The sequence below is a fragment of the Mycobacteroides sp. H003 genome, assembly GCF_001440135.1.
GTDB lineage: Bacteria > Actinomycetota > Actinomycetes > Mycobacteriales > Mycobacteriaceae > Mycobacterium > Mycobacterium gwanakae.
The window spans coordinates 39,570-64,354 of record NZ_LJYL01000029.1 but is presented as its reverse complement, the minus strand read 5'-3'; the positions used below and the strand labels follow the sequence as shown (position 1 = coordinate 64,354).

Here is a 24,785-nt window from a genome sequence, read left to right as displayed (position 1 = left end):
CGGACAGACCCCTCACGGGGTGCTGTATCGATTCTCCCCTATTCCAGGAAGCGGGCGGCAGCGGAGGCACGCACGGTATGCCCGGCCTTGGCTTGCCGGTATCCGATGGCGCCTCCCACGAAGGTCATCATCGCGATGCCCACGGCACCCGGAATGGCCACCGCGGCGATCTCGGAAGTCTTCGTCAGTCGAAGGTAGTCGCCGTAACCGGTACGCGGCGCGATGGTCTCGGCCGCGACGAACTGCTCGATCGGTTTGGTGACCGCCTCAGGTTGCTTGGTCCCGCCGGCGGTCACGATGGCGTCGCCACCGCGGCCCCCTTCGGCCTGCTTGATGGTGACGACCGGGGGCGCCGGAGGTACGACAGGCGCCAGCGGGGCGATAACCGGCGGCGCGGGCGGCGCCGCGATGGCGACCGCAGGAGCCTTGGGCGTGGGCACGGTGGGCGGGGCGATGGGTCCGGTGTGGATACCGGGGTTTCCGCCCGGTGTCCGGGTTCCGGCCGCGCCACCGAACGACGGGGTGGCCGGGTTCGGGGTGCCACCTATGTTGGGAAGCCCCGGCAGAGTGATCACGTGATCGTGGTCGTCGGTTTCGTGCTCGTGGGTCGATCCGCCGCCGGCGCCGGGCGTGTGCGTCGAGGTGCTCGGCTTCTTCTTCCAGATGATGATGGTGCGCCCACCCACGTTGAGGGTGACGCCGGGAACCTTGGGCTCCTCAGCCGATGTCTCGTGCTCGGTGTGTGTGACGCCGGGAGCCGGTGTGTCGGCAGTCGCGCCCGGTGCCGTCGCGTTGTGCGGCGAGGTCGCGGTGTCGGCCTTGGGTGTCGTGGCGGTCTGCGTCTTGGGGGCCATCGCGCCCGCGACAGAGCCCAAAGCACCCTTTAAGGTCGGCGACTCTTCGGTGTGAGTTGTTGTGCCACTAGGGTTTTCAGTCGAAGGGGCCTCTGCGTTCGGGGTATGGACACCCGCAGCACCACCGGAATGCGGCAGCGTTATCCCGGTGCCCCCACCGATTCCCACACCCGAGGTACTACCGGAAGTGCTGGTGCTCGAACCGGAACCGTTGGTGCTGGAAGCGGCGCCACCGATGGTGCTCGAGCCGGAGTTACCGGAGGCATGGTCGGAGGAGTTACCGCTCGAGCCCGCAGATCCCGGCTTCGGAACATTCGCTCCGGGCCCCTTGTCCTTGTCGCCCTTGGACGAATCGCTGCTACCGCTGCTGCTGCCCGCCGCGCTTTCCGATCCGGAGCCACCATGCAGGCTTTTACCGAAGCTCGGGGCAGAGGGCGCGCTGCGCGTGCCACCGCTGCCCGGCCCACCGCCGCCACCGGATCCCCCGCCGAGCAGGCCACCGGTGATCTTGTGGATCGCACCACCCAAGCCGTGGTCGTGGTCGTTGTCGCCACCTGATCCGCCGCCGGGTTTTGCGTCCGCGGCCGGCGTCGAGATGGCGAATACTCCGAAGCCCCCCATGAGCGTCCCGGAGCTGAGCACCGTCACCACAGCAGCGCGCGCCGAGGCACGCTTCAGCTGCTGGCTCCGCCCGCTCGGTTTTGCACGATGTCGCCCCACGGCGAACAGCATGCCGGTGATTTGCTCGCAGGTCAAATATCTGTGACGAATTGTGGGCTCTTTCACCTCATGTTGCCCATGAGCCGCCTAAATGATTGCTGCCTGGAATTCGCTGGGGGCCGCGGGGAACCTTTGCAGCACGCGGCGCGACCACCTAAATACGCCGCCCTATCCGCAGGGGGCCAGCGCAGGTCGGCGCGCTAGGGTTAGCGCCACACTCGCAACGCGATGAACGGAGGCCGCTGGGATGGGTTTTCTCACCAGCCGCAAGAGCCGCTCGACCAAACGCGCCGAGGCTCGGGCGCTGAAGGCGAAAGCCAAGCTCGAAGCCCGCTTGGCGGCGCGTAACGACCGGCGACGGATGCACATGCAAGCGCGCTCTGAATCCGCCGCCCGGCGTGACTCACGCAAGACAGAGCTGGCGACGTTGAAGGCCCAGCGGCAGATCGCCCAGGATCAGCTCCGGGCGGTGCGTGAGGGCAAGCTGCTCTCACCCACCCGGATCAGGCGCACGCTCACGGTGGTGCGGCTGCTGGCCCCGGTGCTGCTACCGGTGTTGTACAAGGGCGCGATCGCGGTCCGTGGCGTGTTGGATCAACGCCGCGCCGACCGCCTCGGGATACCGCTGGCGGAGCTTGGCCAGTACTCGGGGTTCGGTGCGGAGTTGTCAGCTCGTATCGCCGGCGCCGAGCAGTCGCTGCAGGCCGTGCTCGACAGGGCGCCCAAGGACGCGGAGACCAAGAAGTTCACCTCGGCCGTCCGTGCCCGGCTGGACGAGCTCGGTACTGCGGTGGGGGCTTCCGAACACATGCCGCCGACCCGCCGCCGCGCAGCCCATGCCGCGATCGCCCGCGAACTCGACGGCATCGACGCCGACCTACTTGCCCGACTCGGGGTGAGGTAACCGATGCGCGTGTTCCCCCGCTTGGCGACAGCGTCGGCCGCGGCAACCGCCGCGCTATTGGCGCTTGCCGTTCCGGCCTCCGCCCATGTGCGCGTGACCGCAGACAACACCGCTCGCGGTGGCTACGCAACGCTGGAGTTCTCGGTTCCCAACGAGTCCCAGAGCAAGGCGCTGACCACCGAACTGACCGTCCAGCTGCCGGACGTGGGCTCGGCGAGCACCGAGCTGCTGCCCGGCTGGACCAGTTCCGTGGATCGGGACGCCGCCAAGGGCACGGTCAGGGCGGTGACCTGGAAGGCCGTCCCGGGCAACGGGATCGGGCCCGACCAGTTCGCCTTGTTCCGGGTGCGCGTCAAACTCCCCGAGACCGAGTCGGTCGCCTTCCCGGCGACGCAGACCTATGCCGACGGTCAGGTCGTCAGGTGGGATCAGCAAGCTCAGCCCGGCGGTGCCGAGCCAGAGCACCCTGCGCCCACCCTCGATCTGACGCAGAGCAAGGCCGACCACGACGGACACTCGGCGCACGCACCGCAGGTGTCCGCAACCCATGATTCCGCGCAGAATGCGGGGCATCCGGACAAGACGGCCCGCTGGTTTGGCGGGATCGGTCTGATCCTTGGTGCGGTCGCGCTCGTGCTTGCGGTGACAAATCGACGGAGGCAACAGTGATGTCTGTTCTACGTAAGTCCGTGTCCGTGTTCTTGTCGGCCTTCATCGCGTTGGCGCTGGGCCTGGCGTTGCCGGGTGTGGCTGCGGCGCACGCCGTCAAGGTGTCTTCCGATCCGGCCGAGAATGCCGTGCTATCCGGGCCTCCCGCCCAGGTCAGCGCCACCTTCAACGAGCCGTTGCAGAAGCGCTTCTCCGCGATGACGATCATCGGGCCGGACGCCAAGACCGATCAGTGGCAGGCAGGCGACCCAGTGGTGGCCGGTGCGACGATCTCGGTCGGGGTGAAGCCGGGCGCGCCTGCCGGAAAGTACGCGGTGAACTTTCGGGTGATCTCCGAGGACGGCCACCCGGTCGACGGATCCTGGCAGTTCACCGTCACCGGCTCGGGTGCACCGGCCTCCGCTGGCGCGCCGGCGGTGTCGCAGCAGCCGTCGGGCACAAGTTCCTCGGCTCCCGCGCCTTCGGCGAATCCGACCGACGGCGACCTTCCTATGTGGCCGTTTGTGGTGGCCGTGGTGGTCTCTGTGGGTGCGGCACTCATCTGGACTCAGCGTCGTCAGTCGTAGACCGGCAGGGGGGACGACTGGCCTTTTTCCGGTGTGACGGCATGATGGACAACGGCGGGGCGGCAGAGATTCGGGTGTGAGCCGCCCATCGTGGCCGCGAGCGCGCCACGAACACCCAGGACGACCGAAACTTGCGAAGGAGCAGGCGCATGGCGGACCAGGACAATTCGGCTAACGAGCCCAACCAGACACCGGAGACGCCCGCTGGCGGCGAGGCACCTAAGCCCGCGGCCCCGGCCCGCCCCGCGAAGGCCGCGAAGCGACCCGCGGCCAAACGCGCACCTGCCAAACGACCCGCCGGCTCGACGGCGCCGCCGAAGTCGGGCCCCAAGGCCGAACCCGAGTCCGGTGCTGCCCCGGCCCCGAAGCCGCCGGCCGCACCGAAGCCCGTCAAGCAGGCGAAGCCCGCCGAGGCACCGGCGTCCGAGGCCCCCAAGCCTGCCGCGCCACCGGTGCCGAAGCCCGCACCCGCGCCTGAACCGGAGCTCAAGCCTGAGCCCACTCCCGAGCCGGTCGTCGAAGCTCCCAAGCCGGAGGCACCCAAGCCTGCACCCGCACCCGAACCGGCTCAGCCCGATCTCGCGGCGGCGGCCCGGGAGACCGCCGCGCAGGCGAAGTCGACCGTCGATTCGGCCCCACCACCGATTCCCGGCCCCGCACCCGAAGCAGGCCGGCAAGCGCCGAACCTCAAGATCGCGGTCGGGGCCGCATTCGCGATTTTTGTCCTGTTGGTACTGCGGCGGAGGCGTCGCCGCGAGGACTCCGTCGAATCGGACTGATCCGCGTGGCCCGGCCGTGTCGGAAAAGGGCTTGAGGGCGTCCAGCCCGGGCCCACTGCGAAGGTGTCGAGCCCGGTTCTGGCGCAGTGGCTGCGCGATGTCGTGATCGCCCATGCGGAGACCCAGCCGTGCGGACTGACGAATAGGCTTGGGATATGACGACCGCACCGATCACCCCCCAACCGACCGCCGACCTGGGAGACGAGCTGGGCATCGACATGGCCAGTTGCGATCTTCAGCTCACCCAGTTCGGGGGGCGTCCGGTATTCGCCGGAGTCATCACCACAGTGCGCTGCCACCATGACAACGCGCTGCTGAAATCGATTCTGTCGGAACCAGGTTCAGGCGGTGTGCTGGTCATCGACGGGGGAGGCTCGCTGCACTGCGCGCTCGTGGGCGACATCATCGCGGGGATCGCCGTCGACAGCGGCTGGTCGGGTTTGGTGATCAACGGGGTCGTACGCGACAGTGCCGCCCTGGCCACCATGGACATCGGCATCAAGGCTCTCGGCACCAACCCCCGCAAGGGCACCAAAACCGGTGCCGGGGAACGCGATATCGTCGTCAACTTCGGCGGCATCGACTTCACGCCGGGTGCGATCTGTTACGCCGACCATGACGGCGTTGTCGTGGTTCCTGCCTGATGTCGATACGGCGGCTAGCCGCGGCACTGCGGGGAGCGCCCGCACCGCTGGCAGCGGTCGATATGGACGCGGCCCGGGCCAATGCCGCGTCGTTGGTCGCCGCCGCCTCCGGCTTACCCATCAGGGTGGCCAGTAAGTCCATACGCAGCACCGCATTGATCCGGAAATTCCTGGAAATACCGGGTTTTCGCGGGGTGCTTGCGTTCACCCCCGCTGAGGCTGTGCACCTCGCCGACGCCGGGGTCGACGATCTGTTGATCGCCTACCCGAGTGTCGATCGGGGAGCCCTGGCGACTGCGGCGCGGCATCGTTCGGTCATCCGCCCCTTGATCGATTCTGCCGACCATGTCCGTCTACTGGCAGATATCGCGCAGGAGACGAATGCACCGATCCCGGTGTGTCTCGACATCGATGCCGGGTGGCGGCCTCTCGACGGGCCGGTTCATCTGGGGCCCAAGCGATCACCGGTGCGCACCCCTGAACAGGCAGCCACCCTCACCGACCTGGTGTGTGCTACACCCGGTCTGCGGCTCGCCGCGGTAATGGCTTACGACGGGCAGATCGCCGGTGTGGGCGATATCGTCCCCGGAAATCCCTGGTACCAATTGGCTGTTCGCGGAATGCAGGCCTCGTCGCTGCGTGATCTCGGCCAGCGCCTTCCCCGGATTCTGGACGCGGTGAGCGCGCGGCTTCGTGCCGCCGGAGCGCCGCCGCTGGAATTGGTGAACTCCGGCGGCACCGGCAGCCTGGCCCGTATCGGCGGGTTGGGATTCGCCACCGAACTGGCGGCCGGGTCGGGCTTCTTCGCTCCTGCTCTCTTCGACAACTATCGCAGCCTGCAGCTGGATCCCGCGGCGGCGTTCGCGTTGCCGGTGGTGCGCAAGCCGAGTCCCGAGCTTGCCACCGTGCTGGGCGGTGGGTACATCGCCAGCGGCCCTGCCGGGGCCAGCCGCGTACCGCTCCCGTCGTGGCCTACGGGTTTGTCCTTCGAGGCCTCCGAGGGCGCCGGTGAGGTACAGACCCCGTTACGGGGTGCGCGGGAACTACGGATTGGCGATGCGGTGTGGTTCCGGCACGCCAAGGCCGGTGAGCTCTGTGAACACTTCACCGAACTGCAGCTGGTCGAAGACGGTCAACACGCAGGTGCGGTATCCACGTATCGCGGCGAGGGAATGATGTTCCTATGAGTCAGTGGCGCAACTGGAGTGGTCAAACATCCTGCGCCCCAGGACTTGTGGTGCGTCCACGGTCCGAGGACGAGCTGGCGTTCGCCCTGAGACGCTCCGCCGGACGAACGGTAAGGCCGATCGGATCATCACATTCCTTCACCGAACTGTGCGTCACCGACGGCGTACAGGTCGACATCTCCGAACTGCGGCAACTGATCTCAGTGGACGAACACGACCGGGTGCGAGTCCAGGCTGGCATCAATCTGCATGAGCTGAACCGTAAACTGCTGCGGCGCGGGCTGGCGCTGCCGAACCTCGGCGATATCGACGTCCAGACCCTTGCCGGGGCCGCCGCCACGGGAACGCACGGGACGGGCCTGCGATTCGGCAACATCTCGCAGACCATCGTGTCGATGCGAATCATGACTGCCGACGGCATAATTCATGAGATCGACAGCGGCGATGAGCTGCTCGCCGCGCGGATCTCATTGGGCGCACTGGGTGTGGTCACCGAACTCACCCTGCAATGTGTTCCGGCCTTCCGTCTGCACCGGCGCCAGTCAGTGCGTGACCTGGACACCGTCTTGGCCGATCTGCCCACATTGCTGGCCGAGACTGATCACCTTGAGCTGTATTTGTTTCCACATACGCGACGGGTTCTGCTGCTGCAATCGACACGCACCCAAGAGGATCGGTGGCCCAGTCATCCGGTACGGCATTGGCTGGAGCGCGACCTGGTAGAGAACGGCGCACTCGGCGCGCTGATGTGGACGGCCGGGCGCCTACCCGTGGCTGCCCCCTACATATCCAGATTGGTCGCCAAACTCGCGGGTTCGAATGAGTCTCAGGATGAAAGCGCCGCGGTGTTCGCGAGTCCCCGCAAGGTGAAGTTCACGGAGATGGAGTATTCGCTTCCGCTGACAAATGCGGGTGATGCGATCGAGACCGTGCTGGCCACGATTGAACAGAATCGTCATCGGGTCGCCTTCCCGCTGGAGGTCCGCTTCACCCAGGCCGATGATGCGCTGCTGGCCCCGGCCTACGGCCGCGAGAGCGTGTACCTGGCAGTGCACCAGAGCATTCACGGGCTATGGGAGCCCTACTTCCACGACCTTGAACCCATCCTGATCGGGCTCGGCGGCCGGCCCCACTGGGGTAAACGACACACTTTGACCGCCGGGCAGCTCAGCGAGCGGTATCCGCAATGGCGGACCTTCCAGGAGGTACGCGCCCGGCTGGATCCCGAGGGCGTGTTCAGCGGTGCGTACCTGAATAGGCTCCTGGGCCCGGTCAGCCCCTGAACCAGGGCGGCGGCGTTGGGGAGAACGCTGAGTCGGAATCGATCACCGCGGGCGATACCGCGGTCACTTCGCTGTCGACCAGGAAGTCGGCGCTCCAGTCCGTACGGATGGGCACATCGTCGGCTACGGCGGGCCGGTTGTGTCGTCCCACGACGTTCTCCAATCCCTGTAATGACGGCGGCTATCTGGCTACGTACTGTACCCAAAACTGCTCAGTACCGGCGGGATGAGGGATTCCGCCCTCGATACGCTGCGGCGTTACTCGCGATATCTCTCCTGGCCCGTGCCGATGACCGCATAGACTCACTGGTTGTGGCCAAGCGATTGACTCGTTCTGAAGCCCAGGCTCAGACAAAGGCCCGGCTGGTGGAGTCTGCGACCCAGCTCTATTTGCAACAGGGTTTCGCCGCGACGTCGAACGAGCAGGTGGCCGAAGAGGCCGGTTACAGTCGCGGCGCCGTGTACTCAAATTTTCCCAGCAAAGAGGCGTTGGCACTAGAGGTCATCGACCGTCACACCGAACAGGTTCTGGAGAGCTATCGCACCACTCTCGCCGAAGGATCGTCAGAGGATCGCGTTCAAAAGTTTCAGGACTGGATCGAGCAATCACTCAGCGACACCGGCTGGGCCCTGCTGAAGATCGAGCTCGCCTTGGTTGCCCGACGCAATTCGACGCTGAACGACGAACTCGCTGCACGCGACAAAACCATGCTGGACCACGTTGCGGGTGCGATCTCGCAGCTGGACGACGACCTCGAACTTCCGGAGGCAAGCGTGCGTGACCTCGCCCGCCTCTGCGTCGCCATGGGTCAGGGAGTGGCCCTCGACAGCATCAAAGATCCTTCATCGACCACCGACTGGACGGCGCGGCTCCTGACCGCGGTGCAACGGCTGCTACCCATGAGCCCGATGCTTCCCATGCTGATCGCCGCCAGCACGGATCAGGCTGCACCCGAACAGAAATAGCGTTTTACGGGCGTCCACCGGTAGCGGTTCGTAGACAGCGAACGGCCGGGTGTCCGCGCGTGACACCCGGCCGTTCCGCAGAGAAGATCTAGCTGTTGACGGCCACCGGTGTTGTCTCGGTGGCGGCCTTCTTTCTGCCGAAGCGCATACCCTCGCTGACCCGGCTGCGCCGCATCATCCCGACGTCATAGGCATAGTTCTGCTTCAGACGCCACGGGTGCTTGTCACCCTGCTTGGGCAGCTCATCCAGCGCGCGCAACACGTAGCCCGGTGTGAAGTCCATGAACGGCTGCTTCTCGAGCGTCTCATCGGCCAGCTCGGGAACCGCTGTGACATAGCCGTTCTCGTCCATGTAGTTCAGTAGACGTCCAACGTACTCGGATACCAGGTCTGCCTTGAGTGTCCACGAGGCGTTGGTGTACCCGATGGTGAACGCCATGTTCGGGATCCCCGTGAGCATCGCACCCTTGTACACGGTCTGCGCGGGCAGGTCTACGGGTACGCCATCAACCGTCGGGATGACACCACTGAAGAATTTCAGGTTCAAACCCGTTGCGGTGATGATGATGTCAGCATCGAGATGCTTACCAGACTTGAGCTTGATGCCGGTCTCATCAAATGTCTCGATGTGATCGGTGACGATATCGGCCTTGCCCTTGCGGATGGTCTTGTACAGGTCACCGTTGGGCACCACGCAAAGACGCTCGTCCCACGGGTTGTACTTGGGACCGAAGTGAGTCTTGTAGTCATAGCCCTTGGGCAGCTGCAGTTTGGCCTGCTGCATGATGATCCGCCGCGCGGCCTTGGGGAACTTGCGACTGGCCTGGTAGCTGAAGATCAGCTGGCCGATATTGATCCAGCGGGCGATCGGATAGGCGACCTTGGCCGGCAGTATCTTTCGCAGACCGTTGATGATCGGGTTCTCGTTCGGCAACGACAGGATGTAGGTGGGCGAGCGCTGCAGCATGGTGATGTGTCCGACATCGGGCGCCATCGCCGGCACCAGGGTCACCGCGGTGGCGCCGGAGCCGATCACCACGACCTTCTTACCCTTGTAATCGAGGTCCTCAGGCCAGTGCTGAGGGTGAATCACGGTGCCCTTGAAGTCGGCGACGCCGGGAAACTCTGGCGAGTAACCCTGGTCGTAGTCGTAGTAGCCGCTGCAGCAGAACAGGAAGGAACAGGTGTACTCGACGGTCTTGCCGTCGTGATCCACCTGGACCGTCCATTGCTGGGTCTCGGTGGACCAGGCCGCTCCGACCACCTTGTGGCGGTATCGGACGTGTCCGTCGATTCCGGAGTTGGCCGCGGTCTTGTGCACGTAGTCGAGGATCGACGGTCCGTCCGCCAGGGTGCGGCTGTCGTTCCACGGCGAGAAGCGGAACCCCAACGTGTACATGTCCGAGTCCGACCGGATACCTGGGTACTTGAACAGATTCCAGGTCCCGCCCATATCGTCGCGGGCCTCAAGCACCGCATAGGTCTTGGACGGGCAGCGGTTCTGGATGTGCCAGGCAGCGCTGATGCCGGAGATGCCGGCGCCGACGATGAGCACGTCAAAGTGTTCGGACATGCCGCGATGCTACCGCTTACGGATCGGGGAGAAAAGTAAAGTTAGACCCTTGCGGTTGCACGCACACTGTGCCGCCGATACCGCAGGTCAGGACGCAGTCCTGCCGAACGCGCGGGCACGGATGTCTACCCTCGGTAGCTTGCGGGCAGCGACACCACGCCGTTAATCCACCCCGACCGGAAGCGGGTGGGCTCCCCGGTCGGCATCAGATCCGGAAGTCTGTCGGCCATGGCATCGAACATGATGCCGATCTCCAGCCGGGCCAGGTTCGCGCCGAGGCAGTAGTGAATGCCGTGTCCGCCGAAGGCCAGATGCGGGTTGGGGTCGCGCTCGATGTTGAAGGTGAACGGGTCGTCGAAAACGTCCTCGTCGAAGTTGGCCGACGCGTAGAACATTCCCACGCGCTGCCCCTTCTGGATCCGCACACCACCGAGATCGACATCCTGCAGCGCCGTGCGCTGGAAGGCGATGATGGGGCTCGCCCACCGGATGATCTCGTCAGCAGTCGTCTGCGGGCGGCACTCGCGATACAGCTCCCACTGTGCGGGGTTGTCGGCGAAGGCCAGTACCCCATGTGTGATGGCGTTACGAGAGGTCTCGTTCCCCGCGACCATGAGCTGGATGACAAAGTAGGCGAACTCCAGCGGGGTGAGTGGGCGGTCCTCGTACGCGCCCTGGACCAATCCGGTGAGAATGTCGTCGCGCGGATTCAGTTGTCGCTCTTCGGCCATCGCGTAGGCGTAGCCCAGCATCGAGACAGTTGCGGTGGTGGCCGTGTCTTTACCGATCGCCGGGTCGTCGTAGGCGAACATCTGGTTCGTCCAGTCCAGCACCTGTTGGCGGTCCGACTCCGGGATACCCACCAGATCCGCGATGGCATGCATGGGAAGCACCGAGGCGATATCGGACACGAAGTTGCCGCTGGACTTTTCGGCGGCCGCTTCCACAATGCCTCTGGCGCGCATCACCAGCCGTTCGTGTAATCCGTTGACGGCCTTGGGGGTGAACAGCGGAGACACGATGCGCCGCAGGATACGGTGTTTCGGCTCATCCATATCGATCAGCAGATTCTCGCGCTGGATATCCAGCTGCTCGGCGGTGATGTCCTCGTTGTAGCGCACCACTGTGGTGTTCAGGCTGTTGGAGAAGACTTCGTTGAGCCGCGATATCTCTTTGACGTCACTGTGTTTGGTCACTACCCAGTAGCCGTCGTCGTCGAATCCGGCCACTCCCCTGGGCTGGGCGTTCCACCAGATGGGTTCGGTCTTGCGGAGATACGCGAACTCCTCGGCGGGGATGCGCTGCTGGATGAGGTCCGGGTCGGTGAAATCGAATCCGGGTGCGAACGGGCATGTGGTCATCGCTTCAAGTACCCCTTGTCGACGGGAATCTGGGCGCCGGTCATGACACCGGATGCGTCGCCGGCGAGCCATGCCACCACCTCGGCGATTTCGGCAGGTTCGACGAGCCTGTCGTTGTCCACCAGTGTCTGGCTAAAGCTCTGCAGATAACCCGGGTACTTCTCGAACATCCGCAGCACCGACTCGTCGGCTGCCAGCGGCGTGTTGGTTCCGTACGGGTGGATGGAGTTGACCCGAATCCCATACTCCCCCAGCTCAACCGCCAGCGAGTTCGTCAAACCCACAACACCGAATTTAGCGGCCACATAGTGGCCGCAGCCGGGCATGGCCTTGATCCCGGCCGATGAGCTGACCGTGATGATGGACCCACCGTTGCCCGCTTCGATCATTGCGGGGACCGCTGCCTTGATGGTGTTCCACACACCGGTCAGATTGACGTCGATGACGTCGCGCCACTGGTCGGCCTCGATCTCCCACAGCCGCGCCCAGCTCGCGATGCCGGCGTTGGCGACCACGATGTCCAGCCGACCGAAGCGGGTGATCGCTTCGTTGATCACCTTCTGCTGTCCGGCGAGGTCCCTTACGTCGATACGTTCTGCGACGATCTCGCGGCCCAGTTCCCTTACTGCGGAGACCGTCTCGTCGAAGTCTTCGGCGGTGGTCGCCGGGTATTCGTTATAGGGCGAGGGCTTGTCACAGCTGTCGATGGCCACGATGTCGGCACCATCGGCGGCCAACCGGATGGCGTGTGCGCGGCCCTGCCCGCGCCCCGCCCCGGTGATGTATGCGACCCGGCCGGCCAGTGGTCTATCAGGGGGACTGTTCTGATCTTTTTCCATGGGAAGCCCTCGCTTGGATCGATGCCGGACGAAATGAGTAGTCAGAGAGTCGGGAATGCGTTGAGAACCAGTTCATTTCGCTTACGGTTTGGGGCCGGTAGTAGCGTGCCTCCCCCTTTGAGTTGACGAAGTAGGTGTTCAGTGGCGGTTGGCAGTCGGTCGCGTACAACCGGATCGCCTTGCTCTGATGGGCCATCCGCCGCACCCATGCGTCAAAGGCACGTTGGCGTACTTCCGCGACCTCTCGGCAGGTCCACACGGATTCGGCGATGACCCGGGCGGCGTGGCGCGCGTTGGCCTCCACCATGGCGTGCCATCCCTGCCCCTGGTTGCCCTCGGGTCCCACCAACACCCACCGGTTGGGCAGGCCCGGCAGTGCCGCGCCGCCGTAGGTCCGCATTTCGTGGTCGCGGTAGTACTCACCCAGGTCGAATCCGCCGCGGCCCCGCACGGTTCCGGGCCGGTAGTGCTCCGGATCCGTGTAGATCTCATATCCGGTCGCCAATACCAAAAGGTCGACGTCGTGATGGGTGCCGTCTGCCGTCTCGACACCATTCTCGGTGATCCGTGAGATCGGGTCGGTGATCAGTCGGACCGCTCCGGCGTCCACGGCCTGCAGGAAGTCATTGGACAAGACGGTGCGCCGTGCCAGAATTCCGTAGCTTGGCATCAAGGCCTCACGCAGAGCCGGATCGCGGACGGTGTCCGCCAACAGTTTGCGATACCACCTGCGCGCCATATCGTCGTATCGAGGAATCATCTTGCGCAGCAGCGATTCCGGTAGCAGCGGCAGCAGATGGAACAGCACCGCCTGAGCGGCGTCCATCGATCCGATGATCAGCGCGTTGACGACTGTCAGCACAAACGGTGCGCCGAGAATCCGCTGCCCGCGGGCCGAGATACTCGGGTTTGGTTTGGGAATGATCCATGCGGGGGTGCGCTGAAAGGTGGTGACCGACGCGGCAGTTTCCGCGACTGCGGGAGCGATCTGGATGCCGCTGGAGCCGGTACCGATCACCGCGACGCGCTTACCCGCGTAGTCGTATGAGTGGTCCCACGCGTTGGGCCGCATGATTCTGCCGCGAAAGTCGCCGAGGCCCGGGATGTCCGGGCCGGGTTTGGTGTCGATGTATCCACCCACGGCGCTGATGACATACCGGGCGCGCACCGTCGGCTTCCCGGCGACGGTGAGTTCCCAGTGGCTGCCGCCCTCGTTCCAGCGTTCCGCGGTAACGGCGCTGCCGCCCTGGAAGTGCTTGCGTAAGCCCAAGCGGTCCACCACCGACAGGTGGTAACGCTGGATATCGGCACCGTCGGCGAAGAGCTTGTTCCACCGGCCGGTTCGCGCAAAGCTCAACTGATAGAACAAGACCGGGATGTCCACGGCGAGGCCCGGATAGGTGTTATCGCGCCAGGTGCCACCGAAATCGTCGGCACGGTCCAGGATCACGAAATCGTCGATACCCCGCTGGCGCAGGTAGTAGGCGGCGGCGATGCCACCGGGGCCGGCCCCGATGATCGCCACTTGATAGTCGATGTCACTCATGCCAACCCACGCAGGATGAACCGGGAGAAGTAATCCCGCACCACGGCCGGGTCTTTCAGGTCCACGGAGATGGCGGGCAGCACCTCGATGCTCATCAGGGTCCGCATGATCCATTCGGCGCCCTCGGTGGCGTCGACGTCCTTACCGATCTCGCCGCGCTTCTTGGCCGCCTGCACCTGTGGCACCCAAAACTCCACCGATCGGCGCATCAGGTCGTCACCGCACTCCTCGAGCACCAGCTCCAGCACGTTCGACACGTGCAGGGTCGGATCCAGGCGGTCGGACCAGGCCCGGTGATCGCTGATGCGTACCGCCGCCTCGCCCACCTGCTCGGTCAGCGTGGCTTTGGCACTCACCGCCCCGGCGAACAGCTCGATGAAGGCGCCCGCGATGAAGCCGACAGCGACATCGATGGCTTCCTTCTTGCCGCCGAACCAGTTGTAGATGGTTCCACGCGAGACGCCCGCCTCGTCGGCGGCCGCCGAGAGGCTGAAACGCTGGATTCCCGAGCGGACCAGGGTCTGCGCGACGGCCGCGACAATCGGTTCGGGCACCTCACCGCGCGGACCCGCCGTCTTCACGAGCTTCACGTTTGAACACTTTGCGCGAATGTGTTCAAAGTGTCAATAGGCGATCAGCGGCCCTTACTGGTCCTGGCCAACAGCTGCTCCACGGGCCACGTATTGATCACTCGTTCTTCCGGCACACCGGCCTCAAGCGCACGCTCGCAGCCGTACCCGGAGAACTCCAGTTGTCCCGGCGCGTGCGCGTCGGTGTCGATGGAGAAGTCGCAACCGATGTTCAGCGCCAAGTCCAGCAGCCTGCGCGGTGGATCGCGTCGCTCCGGGCGCGAGTTGATCTCGACGGCAGTGCCCGAATCGCGACAGGCCCGAAATACTTCTGCGGCATCGAATTTCGATTCCGCGCGGAGGCCGCGCTCCCCCTCCACCAGCCGCCCCGTGCAATGGCCCAGCACGTCGACGCGCGGGTTGGTCACGGCGGCGATCATGCGGCGGGTCATCGCCGCGGAGTCCATCGCGAGCTTGGAATGCACACTCGCGACAACGATGTCGAGCTGATCCAGAAGCTCAGGGTCCTGGTCCAGATCGCCGTCGTCCAGGATGTCGACCTCGATCCCGGTGAGGATTCGCATGGGCGCCATCTGTTCTCGTAGTCCGTCGATCACCTTCAGCTGAGCACGCAACCGTTCCGCAGACAGCCCGTTGGCGACCCGCAGACGCGGCGAGTGGTCCGTCAGCGCGCAGTATTCGTGTCCGAGCGCCTTAGCGGTGCTCATCATCTCCTCGATGGGCACCGAGCCGTCCGACCAGTTCGAATGCAGATGCAGGTCGCCCCTGAGCGCTTCGCGCATGGTGCCACCGCCGGTGCCCGTGGCGCTGGCACGTAGTTGTTCGAGCGCAACCGGCACCTTTCCGGACCAGGCTTCGGCGACGACGGTCGCCGTCTTGGGGCCCAGGCCCGTGAGACTCTTCCAGGTCTTGTTGGCACCGTGGCGCTCTCGCTCTTCGGGGCTCAGCGCGGCGATGACGTCGGCGGCCTTGCGGTACGCCATGACGCGGCGCGACTCTTCGCGCGCGAGTTCCTTGTAGTAGGCAACTTCACGCAATGCCGCGACAGGGTCCACCCCTGGACTCTAGGCGCGCAGCGCCAGCTCCTCATCAAGAATTTCCGGCGGATAGTCCTCGACATCCGTCGACAGCATCGAAAAGTCGTCCGGCTCATCTCGCACCGACGCATTGCTGAGCCGCAACCAGCTGACGGCGCCGATCATGAAGCACAGGAACACCAACGGGTACCAGCCGCTCATCAGCTGGCCTATCCAGAACGGGCGCAGGTCAAGGAAGTTCCAGTACACCCCGCTGAAGTAAATGGTGGTGTGCCCACGGCCCGGCCGGTGCAGGGTCCACATGAACACCATCGCGAATAGCCCCGCCGCCCGCCAGGCCCAGCCGCTCGACCAGGGTCGCGCGGTAGTGCACGCCTTGGCGACAAGCCAGACGATCGCAGGGGCGAACCATACCCAGTGCGCAGCCCAGCTGAAGGGCGACACCGCACAACCGGTGAGCCCTACCGACACCACTGCCAGCACGTACTCGCCCCTGCGGTGTGCCCACACCGCGACAGCCATGCCGGCGGCAAGCACCAAGAGACTCAAGGAAATCCACAGCCACTCCGGGCGCGCGTGCGGAAAGAAGTAACGCGCCAAGAATCCGTTGATCGACTGATTGGCCAAGTGATCGATGCGGCTGATGTGCGCGGTGTCTCCGAGATGGCTCCAAAACCATGCGCTGTCGCGCGAGAGCAGCGGCCACGTCAACGCCGCGGTGGCGGCAAATGTCGCCGTCGCGATGGCGCAGGCACGCCATTGCCGGGTGAGCAGGAGGTACGGCAGGAAAACCAACGGAGTGAGCTTGATACCCGCAGCCAGTCCGAGCCCGATCCCCTGCCACCGTCCCGGGTTCGATCGCGCCAGATCCAGGAACACCAGCGCCATGAGCAGGACGTTGATCTGACCCCACCAGAGGGTGGCCTGCACCGGTTCGGCATCGATCACGACAACCGCGAGCGCCGTGGTCGTCACAGCCAGCTGGATATCGGCGCGGATGCCGGCTAGACGCAGGACGCGCCACGCGATGACTGTCAGCGCGGCGATGGACAGCGCGAGCAACAGCCACTTGGCGACATCGAACGAGGCCCAGGCAAGCGGCGCGAGAACCACCGTCGCGAATGGAGGGTAGACGAACCACGCCTGGTTGAGCGCCGGGGCCTCGTACAGCCTTTTGCCCTCCCAGAGGCCGCGTACTGCGGCGCGATAGGTATCCAGGTCGTAGCCGTTTTCGGTCAGTCCGAAGAACCGCGTATCGAACGGGACGAGGCCGTTGTGCAGCACCATTGCAGCTCCGGCCACGATCAGCGCACTCAGAACGGCGCCCCGCGGCAGCCGCATCTCCCCGCCCCAGCTGTGCATCGGCCAGATTTTACGGCCGCTGGGCCAGTTACGACGCGGCGCCGATCTTCGTCTCTTCCTGCCACACCGCCGCGATGTCGTTGAGGTCGAGACGCAATGCGGCGGCCAGCTGCACGACGGCACCGAACGCGGGTGTCGGGAGCCGCCCGGTTTCAATCTTGCGCAGGGTTTCCGGAGAGATTCCGGACGCGCGGGCGACATCGTCCAGCGGTCGGTCGCCCCGAGCGGAGCGCAACAGCCCACCCAGACGCTTCCCCGCGGCGAGTTGTTCTGCGGTGAGCGGCTGCCGAACCATGGCGCCGACTCTAGTCTTGGTATTTAAATACCGAAAGCCCTAAGGTGGTATTTAAATACCGTCCAGGAGGTTCGCGTGATCGAGTTAAAATCGCCCGCCGAGATCGCGCACATGCGCGTGACCGGCGAGTTTGTCGCCTCGGTGCTCTCCGAGCTGTCGGCCATCGCCGCGCCTGGCGTCAATCTGCTGCAACTGGAGCAGCGGGCGCGCGCAATGGTCACAGAACGCGGCGCGGTTTCCTGCTACTGGGATTACTCCCCCTCGTTCGGGCGCGGACCGTTCCGCAATGTCATCTGCCTGTCGGTGAATGACGCAGTACTGCACGGGCTTCCACACGATTACGTGCTGGCCGACGGCGACCTGCTGAGCATGGATTTCGCGGTGAGTATCGACGGCTGGGTGGCCGATTCCGCGGTGAGCGTCATCGTCGGCACCCCGGACCCCGAGGACATGCGGCTGATCGACACCACCCGCGCCGCCCTGGATGCGGCCATCGCGGCCGCTCAGCCGGGTAACCGGCTCGGCGATATCTCCGCGGCCGTCGCCGCGGTGGCCGAGGGTGGCGGGTATCGGATCAACACCGATTTCGGCGGGCACGGGCTGGGGCGGACCATGCATGAGGACCCCCATGTTCCGAACAAGGGGACGGCCGGGCGGGGAATGACCTTGAAGCCGGGCCTGACGCTCGCGTTGGAGCCATGGTTCGGCCGGGGAACCCATCGGCTGACCGTCGATCCAGACGGTTGGACGCTCCGGCTGGCCGACGGGTCTCGGGGCGCGCATTCCGAGCACACCATCGCGATCACCGAGGACGGGCCACAGGTGCTCACGCTACGGAGTTAAGCGGGATCGGCCACCAGCATCATCCGCTACCGCCTACGACAGAGACGGTTACGGATCGATAACGATCTTGAATACCGGGCGTGTTCGCACCTCGACACGCCCAATGGCTGTCGCGAGCAACGCTCAGTGGCTGAAGCGCAGGAGCTCTTCGGGAGTGATGAGTCGCTCGTTCTTCGCAGGGAAACTATGACTCTTCATGGGATGACGGAGCAGTGACCAGGCAATTCGGCCAACCCATGTCTTCGTAACGGGTGTGTTGGGCACGAGAACATCTCCTGCGTCGGCAAGCTTTCAGAACCAGGCAGTAGCATAACGCAAATTCCGACCTAGATCACGTGTCACACCGACAACAAGCAAACATGTCAGGTAACACGAGGTGAAATCGCCCGGAGCTACCGGCCCTCGCGAGCCCGGCAACGCCGACCAGGAAGCTCAGCGCTGTGGTGCGGCAGTCGGCTTGATCGGCGCGGGCAGCGCCGTCTCACCGGTCAGGTACTCGTCCACCGCGGCAGCGGCGGAACGACCCTCGGCAATCGCCCACACAATCAGCGACTGGCCCCGGCCCATATCGCCGGCCACGAACACGCCGTCCACCGACGTCGCATACGCGCCATCGCGCGCCACATTGCCGCGGTCGGTGAGTTCCACGCCCAGGTTCTCCAGCAGGCCCGGCTTCTCCGGACCCACGAATCCCATTGCCAGGAAGACGATGTCGGCCTCCAGCTCGAAGTCCGAGCCCTCGACCTTCTCGAACTTTCCGGCGTTGAAGACGACCTCGTGGGCTCGCAAACCGGTCACCTTGCCGTCCTCGCCGAGGAACCGCTCGGTGTTGACGGCGTAGATCCGCTCGCCGCCCTCTTCGTGCGCGGAGGCCACCCGGAACAGCGTTGGGTAGGTCGGCCACGGGTCGCGCTCGGAACGGAGCTCCGGCGGCTTGGGCATGATCTCGAACTGCTGGACGCTTGCCGCACCCTGTCGGTGCGCGGTACCCAGGCAATCAGCACCCGTGTCGCCGCCGCCAATGATGATGACGCGCTTGTCTTTTGCGGTGATCGGGGGCTGCCCGTCCTCATCCACGACGTCGTCGCCCAGCTGCACCTTGTTGGCCCAGGGCAAGTACTCCATGGCCTGGTAGATGCCCTCGAGCTCGCGTCCCGGAACCGGAAGGTCACGCCAAGCCGTCGCCCCGCCCGCGAGCACCACCGCATCGAATTTCGCGCGCAGCTCATCGGCGGTGATGTCGACGCCGACGTTCACTCCGGCCTCGAAAACCGTGCCCTCGGCCCGCATCTGGTCCAACCGCCGATCGATGTGGCGCTTTTCCATCTTGAACTCGGGAATGCCGTACCGCAGCAGACCACCGATGCGGTCTGCCCGCTCATACACGGTGACATCATGTCCGGCACGCGTAAGTTGCTGCGCCGCAGCCAAACCAGCCGGACCCGAACCAACCACCGCGACCTTCTTGCCGGTCTTCACCTCGGACGGAATGGGCTTGACCCAGTCGTTTTCGAAGGCGTTGTCGATCAGTTCGACCTCGACCTGCTTGATGGTCACCGGGTCCTGGTTGATGCCCAGTACACACGACGCCTCACAGGGCGCGGGGCAGAGCCGGCCGGTGAATTCCGGGAAGTTGTTGGTGGCGTGCAGCCGCTCGATGGCCTCACGCCAGTTTCCGCGGTACACCATGTCGTTCCACTCGGGAATCAAGTTACCCAGGGGGCAACCCTTGTGGCAGAACGGAATTCCGCAGTCCATGCATCGCGACGCCTGCGTTTGCAGGGCCGTGTGCTCGAAGTCTTCGTAGACCTCTTTCCAGTCGAGCAGCCGCAACGGCACGGGACGCCGCTTCGGCAGTTCGCGGGTGGTGTGGGTCAGAAAGCCGCTTGGGTCACCCACGAGCTGCCGCCATGATCGCCTCGTTCACATCGCCTCCGGTCAGCTCCGCATCGGCAATGGCCTCCAGCACGCGACGGTAGTCGCGAGGCATCACCTTGACGAAGGAGTCGCTTTGGCCGCTCCAGTCGGCCAGAATGCGTTGTCCGACAGCAGAGTCGGTCGCCGCTACGTGCTTTTCGATCAGGCTGCGCAGCACCTGCTCATCGTCAGGATCCAGCGCGTCCACATCGACCATCTCGTCGTTGAGGTTGTCCACCAGCTGTTTGGCCGGGTCGTACACATAGGCCACACCGCCGGACATCCCCGCGGCGAAGTTGCGCCCGGTCGGGCCGAGCACCACCACGGTGCCGCCGGTCATGTACTCGCAGCCGTGATCGCCCACGCCTTCGACGACAGCGGATGCACCCGAGTTGCGCACGGCGAACCGCTCGCCCACCAGTCCGTTGAGGAAGGCCTCACCGCTGGTGGCGCCGAACAGAATGACGTTTCCGCCGATGATGTTCTTCTCGGCCTCAAAGTCTGCCGGCGCCTCGCGGGAGGGGCGCACCGCGATGTGCCCGCCGGACAGTCCCTTGCCCACGTAGTCGTTGGCATCGCCGAACAACCGCAACGTGATGCCACGCGGCACGAACGCGCCGAAGCTGTTCCCCGCCGAGCCGGTGAAGGTGATGTCGATGGTGTCGTCCGGAAGTCCCTCGCCGCCATAGGCCTTGGTGACCTCGTGCCCAAGCATGGTGCCGACAGTCCGGTTGACGTTGGTGATCAGCGTCTCGAACTTCACCGGAGTACCGCGATCGAGGGCCTCGCGGCTCATCACGATCAGCTGCTGGTCCAGCGCCTTCTCCAGGCCGTGGTCCTGCGACCCACTGCAGTACAGGTCCTGGTTCATGAACGCCGACTCCGGCTCCGTCAGCACCGGGGTCAGATCGATCTTGCTGGCCTTCCAGTGCGCGATCGCCTTCTCGGTGTCCAGCGCGCCAACCTGGCCGACGGCCTCGTTGACGGTGCGGAAACCGAGCTCGGCCATCAGCTCCCGGACTTCCTCGGCGATGAACAGGAAGAAGTTCTCCACGAACTCCGGCTTGCCGTTGAACCGCTGGCGCAGCACGGGGTTTTGCGTGGCCACACCCACCGGGCAGGTGTCCAGGTGGCAGACGCGCATCATGATGCAGCCCGAGACGACCAGGGGAGCGGTCGCGAAACCGAACTCCTCGCCGCCCAGCAACATGGCGATCATCACGTCGCGACCGGTCTTGAGCTGGCCGTCGACCTGCACGACGATGCGGTCACGCAGACCGTTGAGCAACAACGTCTGCTGTGTCTCGGCCAGACCCAGCTCCCACGGCGCACCCGCGTGCTTCATGGAGGTCAGCGGGGTGGCACCGGTGCCGCCGTCGTGCCCCGAAATGAGCACCACGTCGGCGTGGGCCTTCGAAACACCCGTGGCGACCGTGCCAACACCGTTCTCCGACACCAGCTTCACGTGGATACGCGCCTGCGGGTTGGAGTTCTTCAGATCGTGGATCAGCTGCGCCAGGTCCTCGATCGAGTAGATGTCGTGGTGTGGCGGCGGGGAGATCAGTCCCACGCCGGGTGTGGAGTGCCGCACCTCGGCTACCCATGGGTAGACCTTGTGCGCGGGCAGCTGCCCACCCTCGCCGGGCTTGGCGCCCTGCGCCATCTTGATCTGGATGTCGGTGCAGTTGCTCAGGTAGTGCGAAGTCACACCGAACCGGCCGGAGGCCACCTGCTTGATGGCACTGCGACGCCAGTCGCCATTCTCATCGGGCGTGAATCGACGCGGATCCTCGCCGCCCTCACCGGAGTTCGATCGAGCACCGAGGCGGTTCATCGCGATCGCCAGGGTCTCGTGCGCCTCGGCAGAGATCGAGCCGAAGCTCATCGCCCCGGTCGAGAAACGCTTCACAATCTCGCTGGCGGGCTCTACCTCGTCCAGCGGAACCGGCGCGCGCCCAGTGTCTTCGGAGGACTTGAACTTCAGCAGACCGCGCAGCGAAGCCATCCGCTCGCTCTGGTCGTCGACCAACTGGGTGTACTCCTTGAAGACCGAGTACTGGCCGGTCCGGGTGGAGTGCTGCAGCTTGAACACCGTGTCGGGGTTGAACAGGTGGTACTCGCCCTCACGCCGCCACTGGTACTCACCACCGACCTCGAGCTCCCGGTGCGCCCATTCTTCGGGGCGCTCCAGGAAGGCCAGGTGGTGACGGGAGGCAACGTCGGCGGCGATCTCGTCCAGACCGATACCGCCTGTCGGACAAGCCAATCCGGTGAAGTACTCGTTGAGCAGCTCCGGTGACAGGCCGATGGCCTGGAAGAGCTGGGCACCCGTGTAGGAGGCCAGGGTGGAGATGCCCATCTTGGACATGACCTTGAGCACGCCCTTGCCCGCGGCCTTGATGTAGTTGCGGATCGCCTTGTCGCGCTCCACACCCGAGATCATGCCGCGGTCGATCAGATCTTCGATGGACTCGAAGGCCATGTAGGGGTTGACGGCGGCCGCACCGAAACCGACCAGTGCCGCCACATGGTGCACCTCGCGGGCGTCTCCGGCCTCGACCACCAGACCGACCTTGGTGCGGGACCGCTCGCGTACGAGGTGGTGGTGCACCGCGGCAACAGCCAACAGTGAAGGGATCGGCGCCATCTGATCGTCCGACTCGCGATCGGACAAGATGATCACCTGGGCGCCGCCTGCGATGGCCGCGGAGACCTCCGCGCGCACCGACTCCAGGGCGGTCCGCAGTCCCGCACCGCCCTCGGCAACCGGATACAGGCAGCGAATCACGCGACTGGAGAAGCCATGCGGACGCCCGTTGACCTCGTCCGAAGGGTCGAGGTGGATGAGCTTGTCCAGCTCGTCGTTGTGCAACACCGGCTGCGGCAGCAGGATCTGGTGGCACGACTCGGCGGTCGGGTTCAACAGATCGCCCTCGGGGCCAATCACACCGCCAAGGCTGGTGACGACCTCCTCGCGGATGGCGTCCAGCGGAGGATTGGTGACCTGCGCGAAAAGCTGCTGGAAGTAGTCGAACAGCATCCGGGACCGGTTGGACAGCACGGCAATCGGGGTATCGGTGCCCATTGAGCCGAGTGCCTCGGCACCCGTGCGGGCCATCGGCGCCACCAGGAGGTTGATCTCCTCATAGGTGTACCCGAATACCTGCTGGCGCAACACGATCCGGTTGTGCGGCATGTGCTGGTGCGGGCGGTCCGGCAGCTGCTCCAGGCGCACCAGACCCTCGTCGATCCACTTCTGGTACGGCTCCGCGGCGGCGAGTTCCGCCTTGACCTCTTCATCGGAGACGATGCGGCCCTGGGTGGTGTCCACCAGGAACATGCGGCCGGGCTGCAGGCGAGTGCGCTGCACGACGGTGGAGGGGTCCAGATCCAGCACACCGGCCTCGGAGGCCATCACGACCAGTCCGTCGTTGGTCACCCAAACACGGGACGGGCGTAGGCCGTTGCGGTCGAGCACGGCGCCGACAATGGTGCCGTCGGTGAAACAGACCGAGGCCGGCCCGTCCCAGGGCTCCATGAGGGATGCGTGGTACTCGTAAAACGCGCGGCGCTGCGGGTCCATGGACTCGTGCCGCTCCCACGCCTCGGGGATCATCATCAGCACCGCGTGGTGCAGGGGGCGGCCACCCAGGTGCAGCAGTTCCAGTGCCTCGTCGAACCGCGCCGTGTCCGAGGCACCGCGCGTACAGATGGGGAAGATCTTGTCGAGCTGGGCAGGATCGCCGAAGGCATCGGTCTTGATGAGCGCCTCACGGGCCCGCATCCAATTCTCGTTACCCGCGACGGTGTTGATCTCACCGTTGTGCGCCACCCGGCGGTAGGGGTGCGCCAGGGGCCAGGACGGGAAGGTGTTGGTGGAGAAGCGCGAATGCACGATGCCCAGTGCGCTCTCGACGCGCTCGTCCTGCAGGTCGAGGTAGAACGCCCGCAGCTGCGGAGTGGTCAGCATGCCCTTGTAGACGAAGGTGCGGCCGGAAAGGCTCGGGAAATAGACGGTTTCCTCGCCGAGGCTGCCCCGGCCCGATCCCTGGTTGCCCAGCTCGTGCTCGATGCGCTTGCGCACCACGTAGACGCGCCGCTCCAGGTCGATACCGGAGGCACCGGAGATGAAGAGCTGCCGGAAGGTGGGCATGGCGTCGCGGGCGAGAGCTCCCAGCGATGAGTCGTCGTGCGGAACCTCACGCCAACCCAGAACGGTCAAACCCTCTGCCTCGACGATCTTGTCGACGGCCTCGCACGCCGCCGCCGCGTCCTTGGATCCCTGAGGCAGAAACGCGATACCCGAGGCGTAGCTGCCCTCGGCGGGCAGTTCGAAGTCCACGACAGCGCGGAAGAACTTGTCCGGGATCTGCAGCATGATTCCGGCGCCGTCACCGCTATTGGGCTCGGCTCCCGCGGCACCACGGTGCTCCAGGTTCAGCAGTGCGGTGATGGCCTTGTCCACAATGTCGCGGCTGCGCCGGCCGTGCATATCCACGACCATGGCGACACCGCACGCATCGTGCTCGTAGGCCGGGTTGTAGAGCCCGGTCGCGGGGTGTGGCATGGCTGCTCGTCTCGTCTCCAGGGCCTCCCTGGGTGCACAGGCTGTATGCACCCGTCAATGCCCTCCTCGAAGGTGCCCCACAGACCGGCACGGGGTGGTGCTCAAACCCCGGGGCTGGCCCGTTGGCCCTTGTCCGTAGCGTCCTTCTCGGCCGTCTGCTTCGTGGGCTCGCGGCGATGAACCGCTTGCGTGAAGAGCATCCGGCTCCGACGATGAGGCACCCGCCGGACACCGTTGACCAGCGGATCTCGTGCCCCGACGCGACAAGTAATCAAAACGATAT

Annotated in this window: 21 protein-coding genes; 9 read left to right on the top strand and 12 right to left on the bottom strand. The window is 65.2% G+C overall.

Annotated features, from left to right (window positions below; genetic code table 11):
* Positions 1-38 precede the first annotated feature (38 nt).
* Positions 39-1,505: a hypothetical protein gene (locus tag AOT87_RS18250; protein WP_057967371.1), complete on the bottom strand. Its 1,467-nt coding sequence runs from the start codon at positions 1,503-1,505 to the stop codon at positions 39-41.
* Between the two features lie 316 nt (positions 1,506-1,821).
* Here AOT87_RS18250 and AOT87_RS18245 point away from each other — a divergent pair, with 316 nt between their 5' ends.
* From AOT87_RS18245 to AOT87_RS18215, 7 genes are all read left to right on the top strand, one after another.
* A complete protein-coding gene (locus AOT87_RS18245) occupies positions 1,822-2,478 on the top strand; it encodes a DUF6474 family protein (RefSeq protein WP_057967329.1) in 657 nt (218 codons plus the stop codon).
* A gap of 3 nt (positions 2,479-2,481) precedes the next feature.
* Positions 2,482-3,147 carry a YcnI family protein gene (locus AOT87_RS18240; RefSeq protein WP_057967330.1) on the top strand — a complete coding sequence of 222 codons (666 nt, stop codon included), beginning with the start codon at positions 2,482-2,484 and terminating at the stop codon, positions 3,145-3,147.
* Positions 3,147-3,713, top strand: a complete 567-nt coding sequence (locus tag AOT87_RS18235; protein ID WP_057967331.1) for a copper resistance CopC family protein — start codon at positions 3,147-3,149, stop codon at positions 3,711-3,713. Before AOT87_RS18240 ends, AOT87_RS18235 begins: the two co-directional genes overlap by 1 nt.
* Positions 3,714-3,862: 149 nt before the next feature.
* Positions 3,863-4,492 (top strand): hypothetical protein, encoded by a 630-nt coding sequence (locus AOT87_RS18230; protein WP_057967332.1) that lies wholly within the window; start codon positions 3,863-3,865, stop codon positions 4,490-4,492.
* 155 nt (positions 4,493-4,647) lie between these two features.
* Positions 4,648-5,136 carry a ribonuclease E activity regulator RraA gene (gene rraA / locus AOT87_RS18225; RefSeq protein ID WP_057967333.1) on the top strand — a complete coding sequence of 163 codons (489 nt, stop codon included), beginning with the start codon at positions 4,648-4,650 and terminating at the stop codon, positions 5,134-5,136.
* On the top strand, positions 5,136-6,323 hold the full coding sequence (locus AOT87_RS18220; protein WP_057967334.1) for an amino acid deaminase/aldolase: 1,188 nt from the start codon (positions 5,136-5,138) through the stop codon (positions 6,321-6,323). Before rraA ends, AOT87_RS18220 begins: the two co-directional genes overlap by 1 nt.
* Positions 6,320-7,606, top strand: a complete 1,287-nt coding sequence (locus AOT87_RS18215; protein WP_057967335.1) for a D-arabinono-1,4-lactone oxidase — start codon at positions 6,320-6,322, stop codon at positions 7,604-7,606. The genes AOT87_RS18220 and AOT87_RS18215 overlap by 4 nt, the downstream gene beginning before the upstream one ends.
* Here AOT87_RS18215 and AOT87_RS28880 read toward each other — a convergent pair.
* On the bottom strand, positions 7,596-7,757 hold the full coding sequence (locus AOT87_RS28880) for a hypothetical protein (RefSeq protein ID WP_157859024.1): 162 nt from the start codon (positions 7,755-7,757) through the stop codon (positions 7,596-7,598). The two genes, AOT87_RS18215 and AOT87_RS28880, sit on opposite strands and share 11 nt — an antisense overlap.
* 215 nt (positions 7,758-7,972) lie before the next feature.
* Here AOT87_RS28880 and AOT87_RS18210 point away from each other — a divergent pair, with 215 nt between their 5' ends.
* Positions 7,973-8,572 carry a TetR/AcrR family transcriptional regulator gene (locus AOT87_RS18210; protein WP_057967336.1) on the top strand — a complete coding sequence of 200 codons (600 nt, stop codon included), beginning with the start codon at positions 7,973-7,975 and terminating at the stop codon, positions 8,570-8,572.
* A gap of 88 nt (positions 8,573-8,660) precedes the next feature.
* Here AOT87_RS18210 and AOT87_RS18205 read toward each other — a convergent pair whose 3' ends face one another.
* From AOT87_RS18205 to AOT87_RS18170, 8 genes are all read right to left on the bottom strand, one after another.
* Positions 8,661-10,145, bottom strand: coding sequence for an NAD(P)/FAD-dependent oxidoreductase (locus tag AOT87_RS18205; protein WP_030096181.1), 1,485 nt, complete (start codon positions 10,143-10,145; stop codon positions 8,661-8,663).
* A gap of 125 nt (positions 10,146-10,270) precedes the next feature.
* Positions 10,271-11,506, bottom strand: coding sequence for a cytochrome P450 (locus AOT87_RS18200; protein ID WP_057967337.1), 1,236 nt, complete (start codon positions 11,504-11,506; stop codon positions 10,271-10,273).
* On the bottom strand, positions 11,503-12,345 hold the full coding sequence (locus AOT87_RS18195) for a mycofactocin-coupled SDR family oxidoreductase (protein ID WP_057967338.1): 843 nt from the start codon (positions 12,343-12,345) through the stop codon (positions 11,503-11,505). The genes AOT87_RS18200 and AOT87_RS18195 overlap by 4 nt, the downstream gene beginning before the upstream one ends.
* Entirely contained in the window at positions 12,317-13,891 is a 1,575-nt protein-coding gene (locus AOT87_RS18190; RefSeq protein ID WP_057967339.1) for an NAD(P)/FAD-dependent oxidoreductase, read from the bottom strand. The genes AOT87_RS18195 and AOT87_RS18190 overlap by 29 nt, the downstream gene beginning before the upstream one ends.
* Positions 13,888-14,481: a TetR/AcrR family transcriptional regulator gene (locus tag AOT87_RS18185; protein WP_057967340.1), complete on the bottom strand. Its 594-nt coding sequence runs from the start codon at positions 14,479-14,481 to the stop codon at positions 13,888-13,890. The genes AOT87_RS18190 and AOT87_RS18185 overlap by 4 nt, the downstream gene beginning before the upstream one ends.
* 44 nt (positions 14,482-14,525) lie before the next feature.
* Complete coding sequence (locus AOT87_RS18180; protein WP_030096186.1) at positions 14,526-15,536, bottom strand: PHP domain-containing protein; 1,011 nt, start codon at positions 15,534-15,536, stop codon at positions 14,526-14,528.
* 9 nt (positions 15,537-15,545) lie between these two features.
* The gene (locus AOT87_RS18175) at positions 15,546-16,880 is read right to left on the bottom strand and encodes a glycosyltransferase 87 family protein (RefSeq protein WP_057967341.1); all 1,335 of its coding nucleotides are present in this window, start codon (positions 16,878-16,880) and stop codon (positions 15,546-15,548) included.
* A gap of 28 nt (positions 16,881-16,908) precedes the next feature.
* Positions 16,909-17,175 carry a helix-turn-helix transcriptional regulator gene (locus AOT87_RS18170; RefSeq protein ID WP_057967342.1) on the bottom strand — a complete coding sequence of 89 codons (267 nt, stop codon included), beginning with the start codon at positions 17,173-17,175 and terminating at the stop codon, positions 16,909-16,911.
* A 75-nt stretch (positions 17,176-17,250) separates the two neighbouring features.
* Between AOT87_RS18170 and map the strand changes: the two genes are divergently transcribed.
* Positions 17,251-18,018 carry a type I methionyl aminopeptidase gene (map, locus tag AOT87_RS18165; protein WP_057967343.1) on the top strand — a complete coding sequence of 256 codons (768 nt, stop codon included), beginning with the start codon at positions 17,251-17,253 and terminating at the stop codon, positions 18,016-18,018.
* A 432-nt stretch (positions 18,019-18,450) separates the two neighbouring features.
* Here the strand turns inward: map and AOT87_RS18160 are convergent, their stop codons facing one another.
* Both AOT87_RS18160 and gltB read right to left on the bottom strand, forming a co-directional pair.
* Positions 18,451-19,917 carry a glutamate synthase subunit beta gene (locus AOT87_RS18160; protein WP_057967344.1) on the bottom strand — a complete coding sequence of 489 codons (1,467 nt, stop codon included), beginning with the start codon at positions 19,915-19,917 and terminating at the stop codon, positions 18,451-18,453.
* Entirely contained in the window at positions 19,910-24,502 is a 4,593-nt protein-coding gene (gltB, locus tag AOT87_RS18155) for a glutamate synthase large subunit (RefSeq protein WP_057967345.1), read from the bottom strand. The genes AOT87_RS18160 and gltB overlap by 8 nt, the downstream gene beginning before the upstream one ends.
* Between the last annotated feature and the right edge of the window lie 283 nt (positions 24,503-24,785).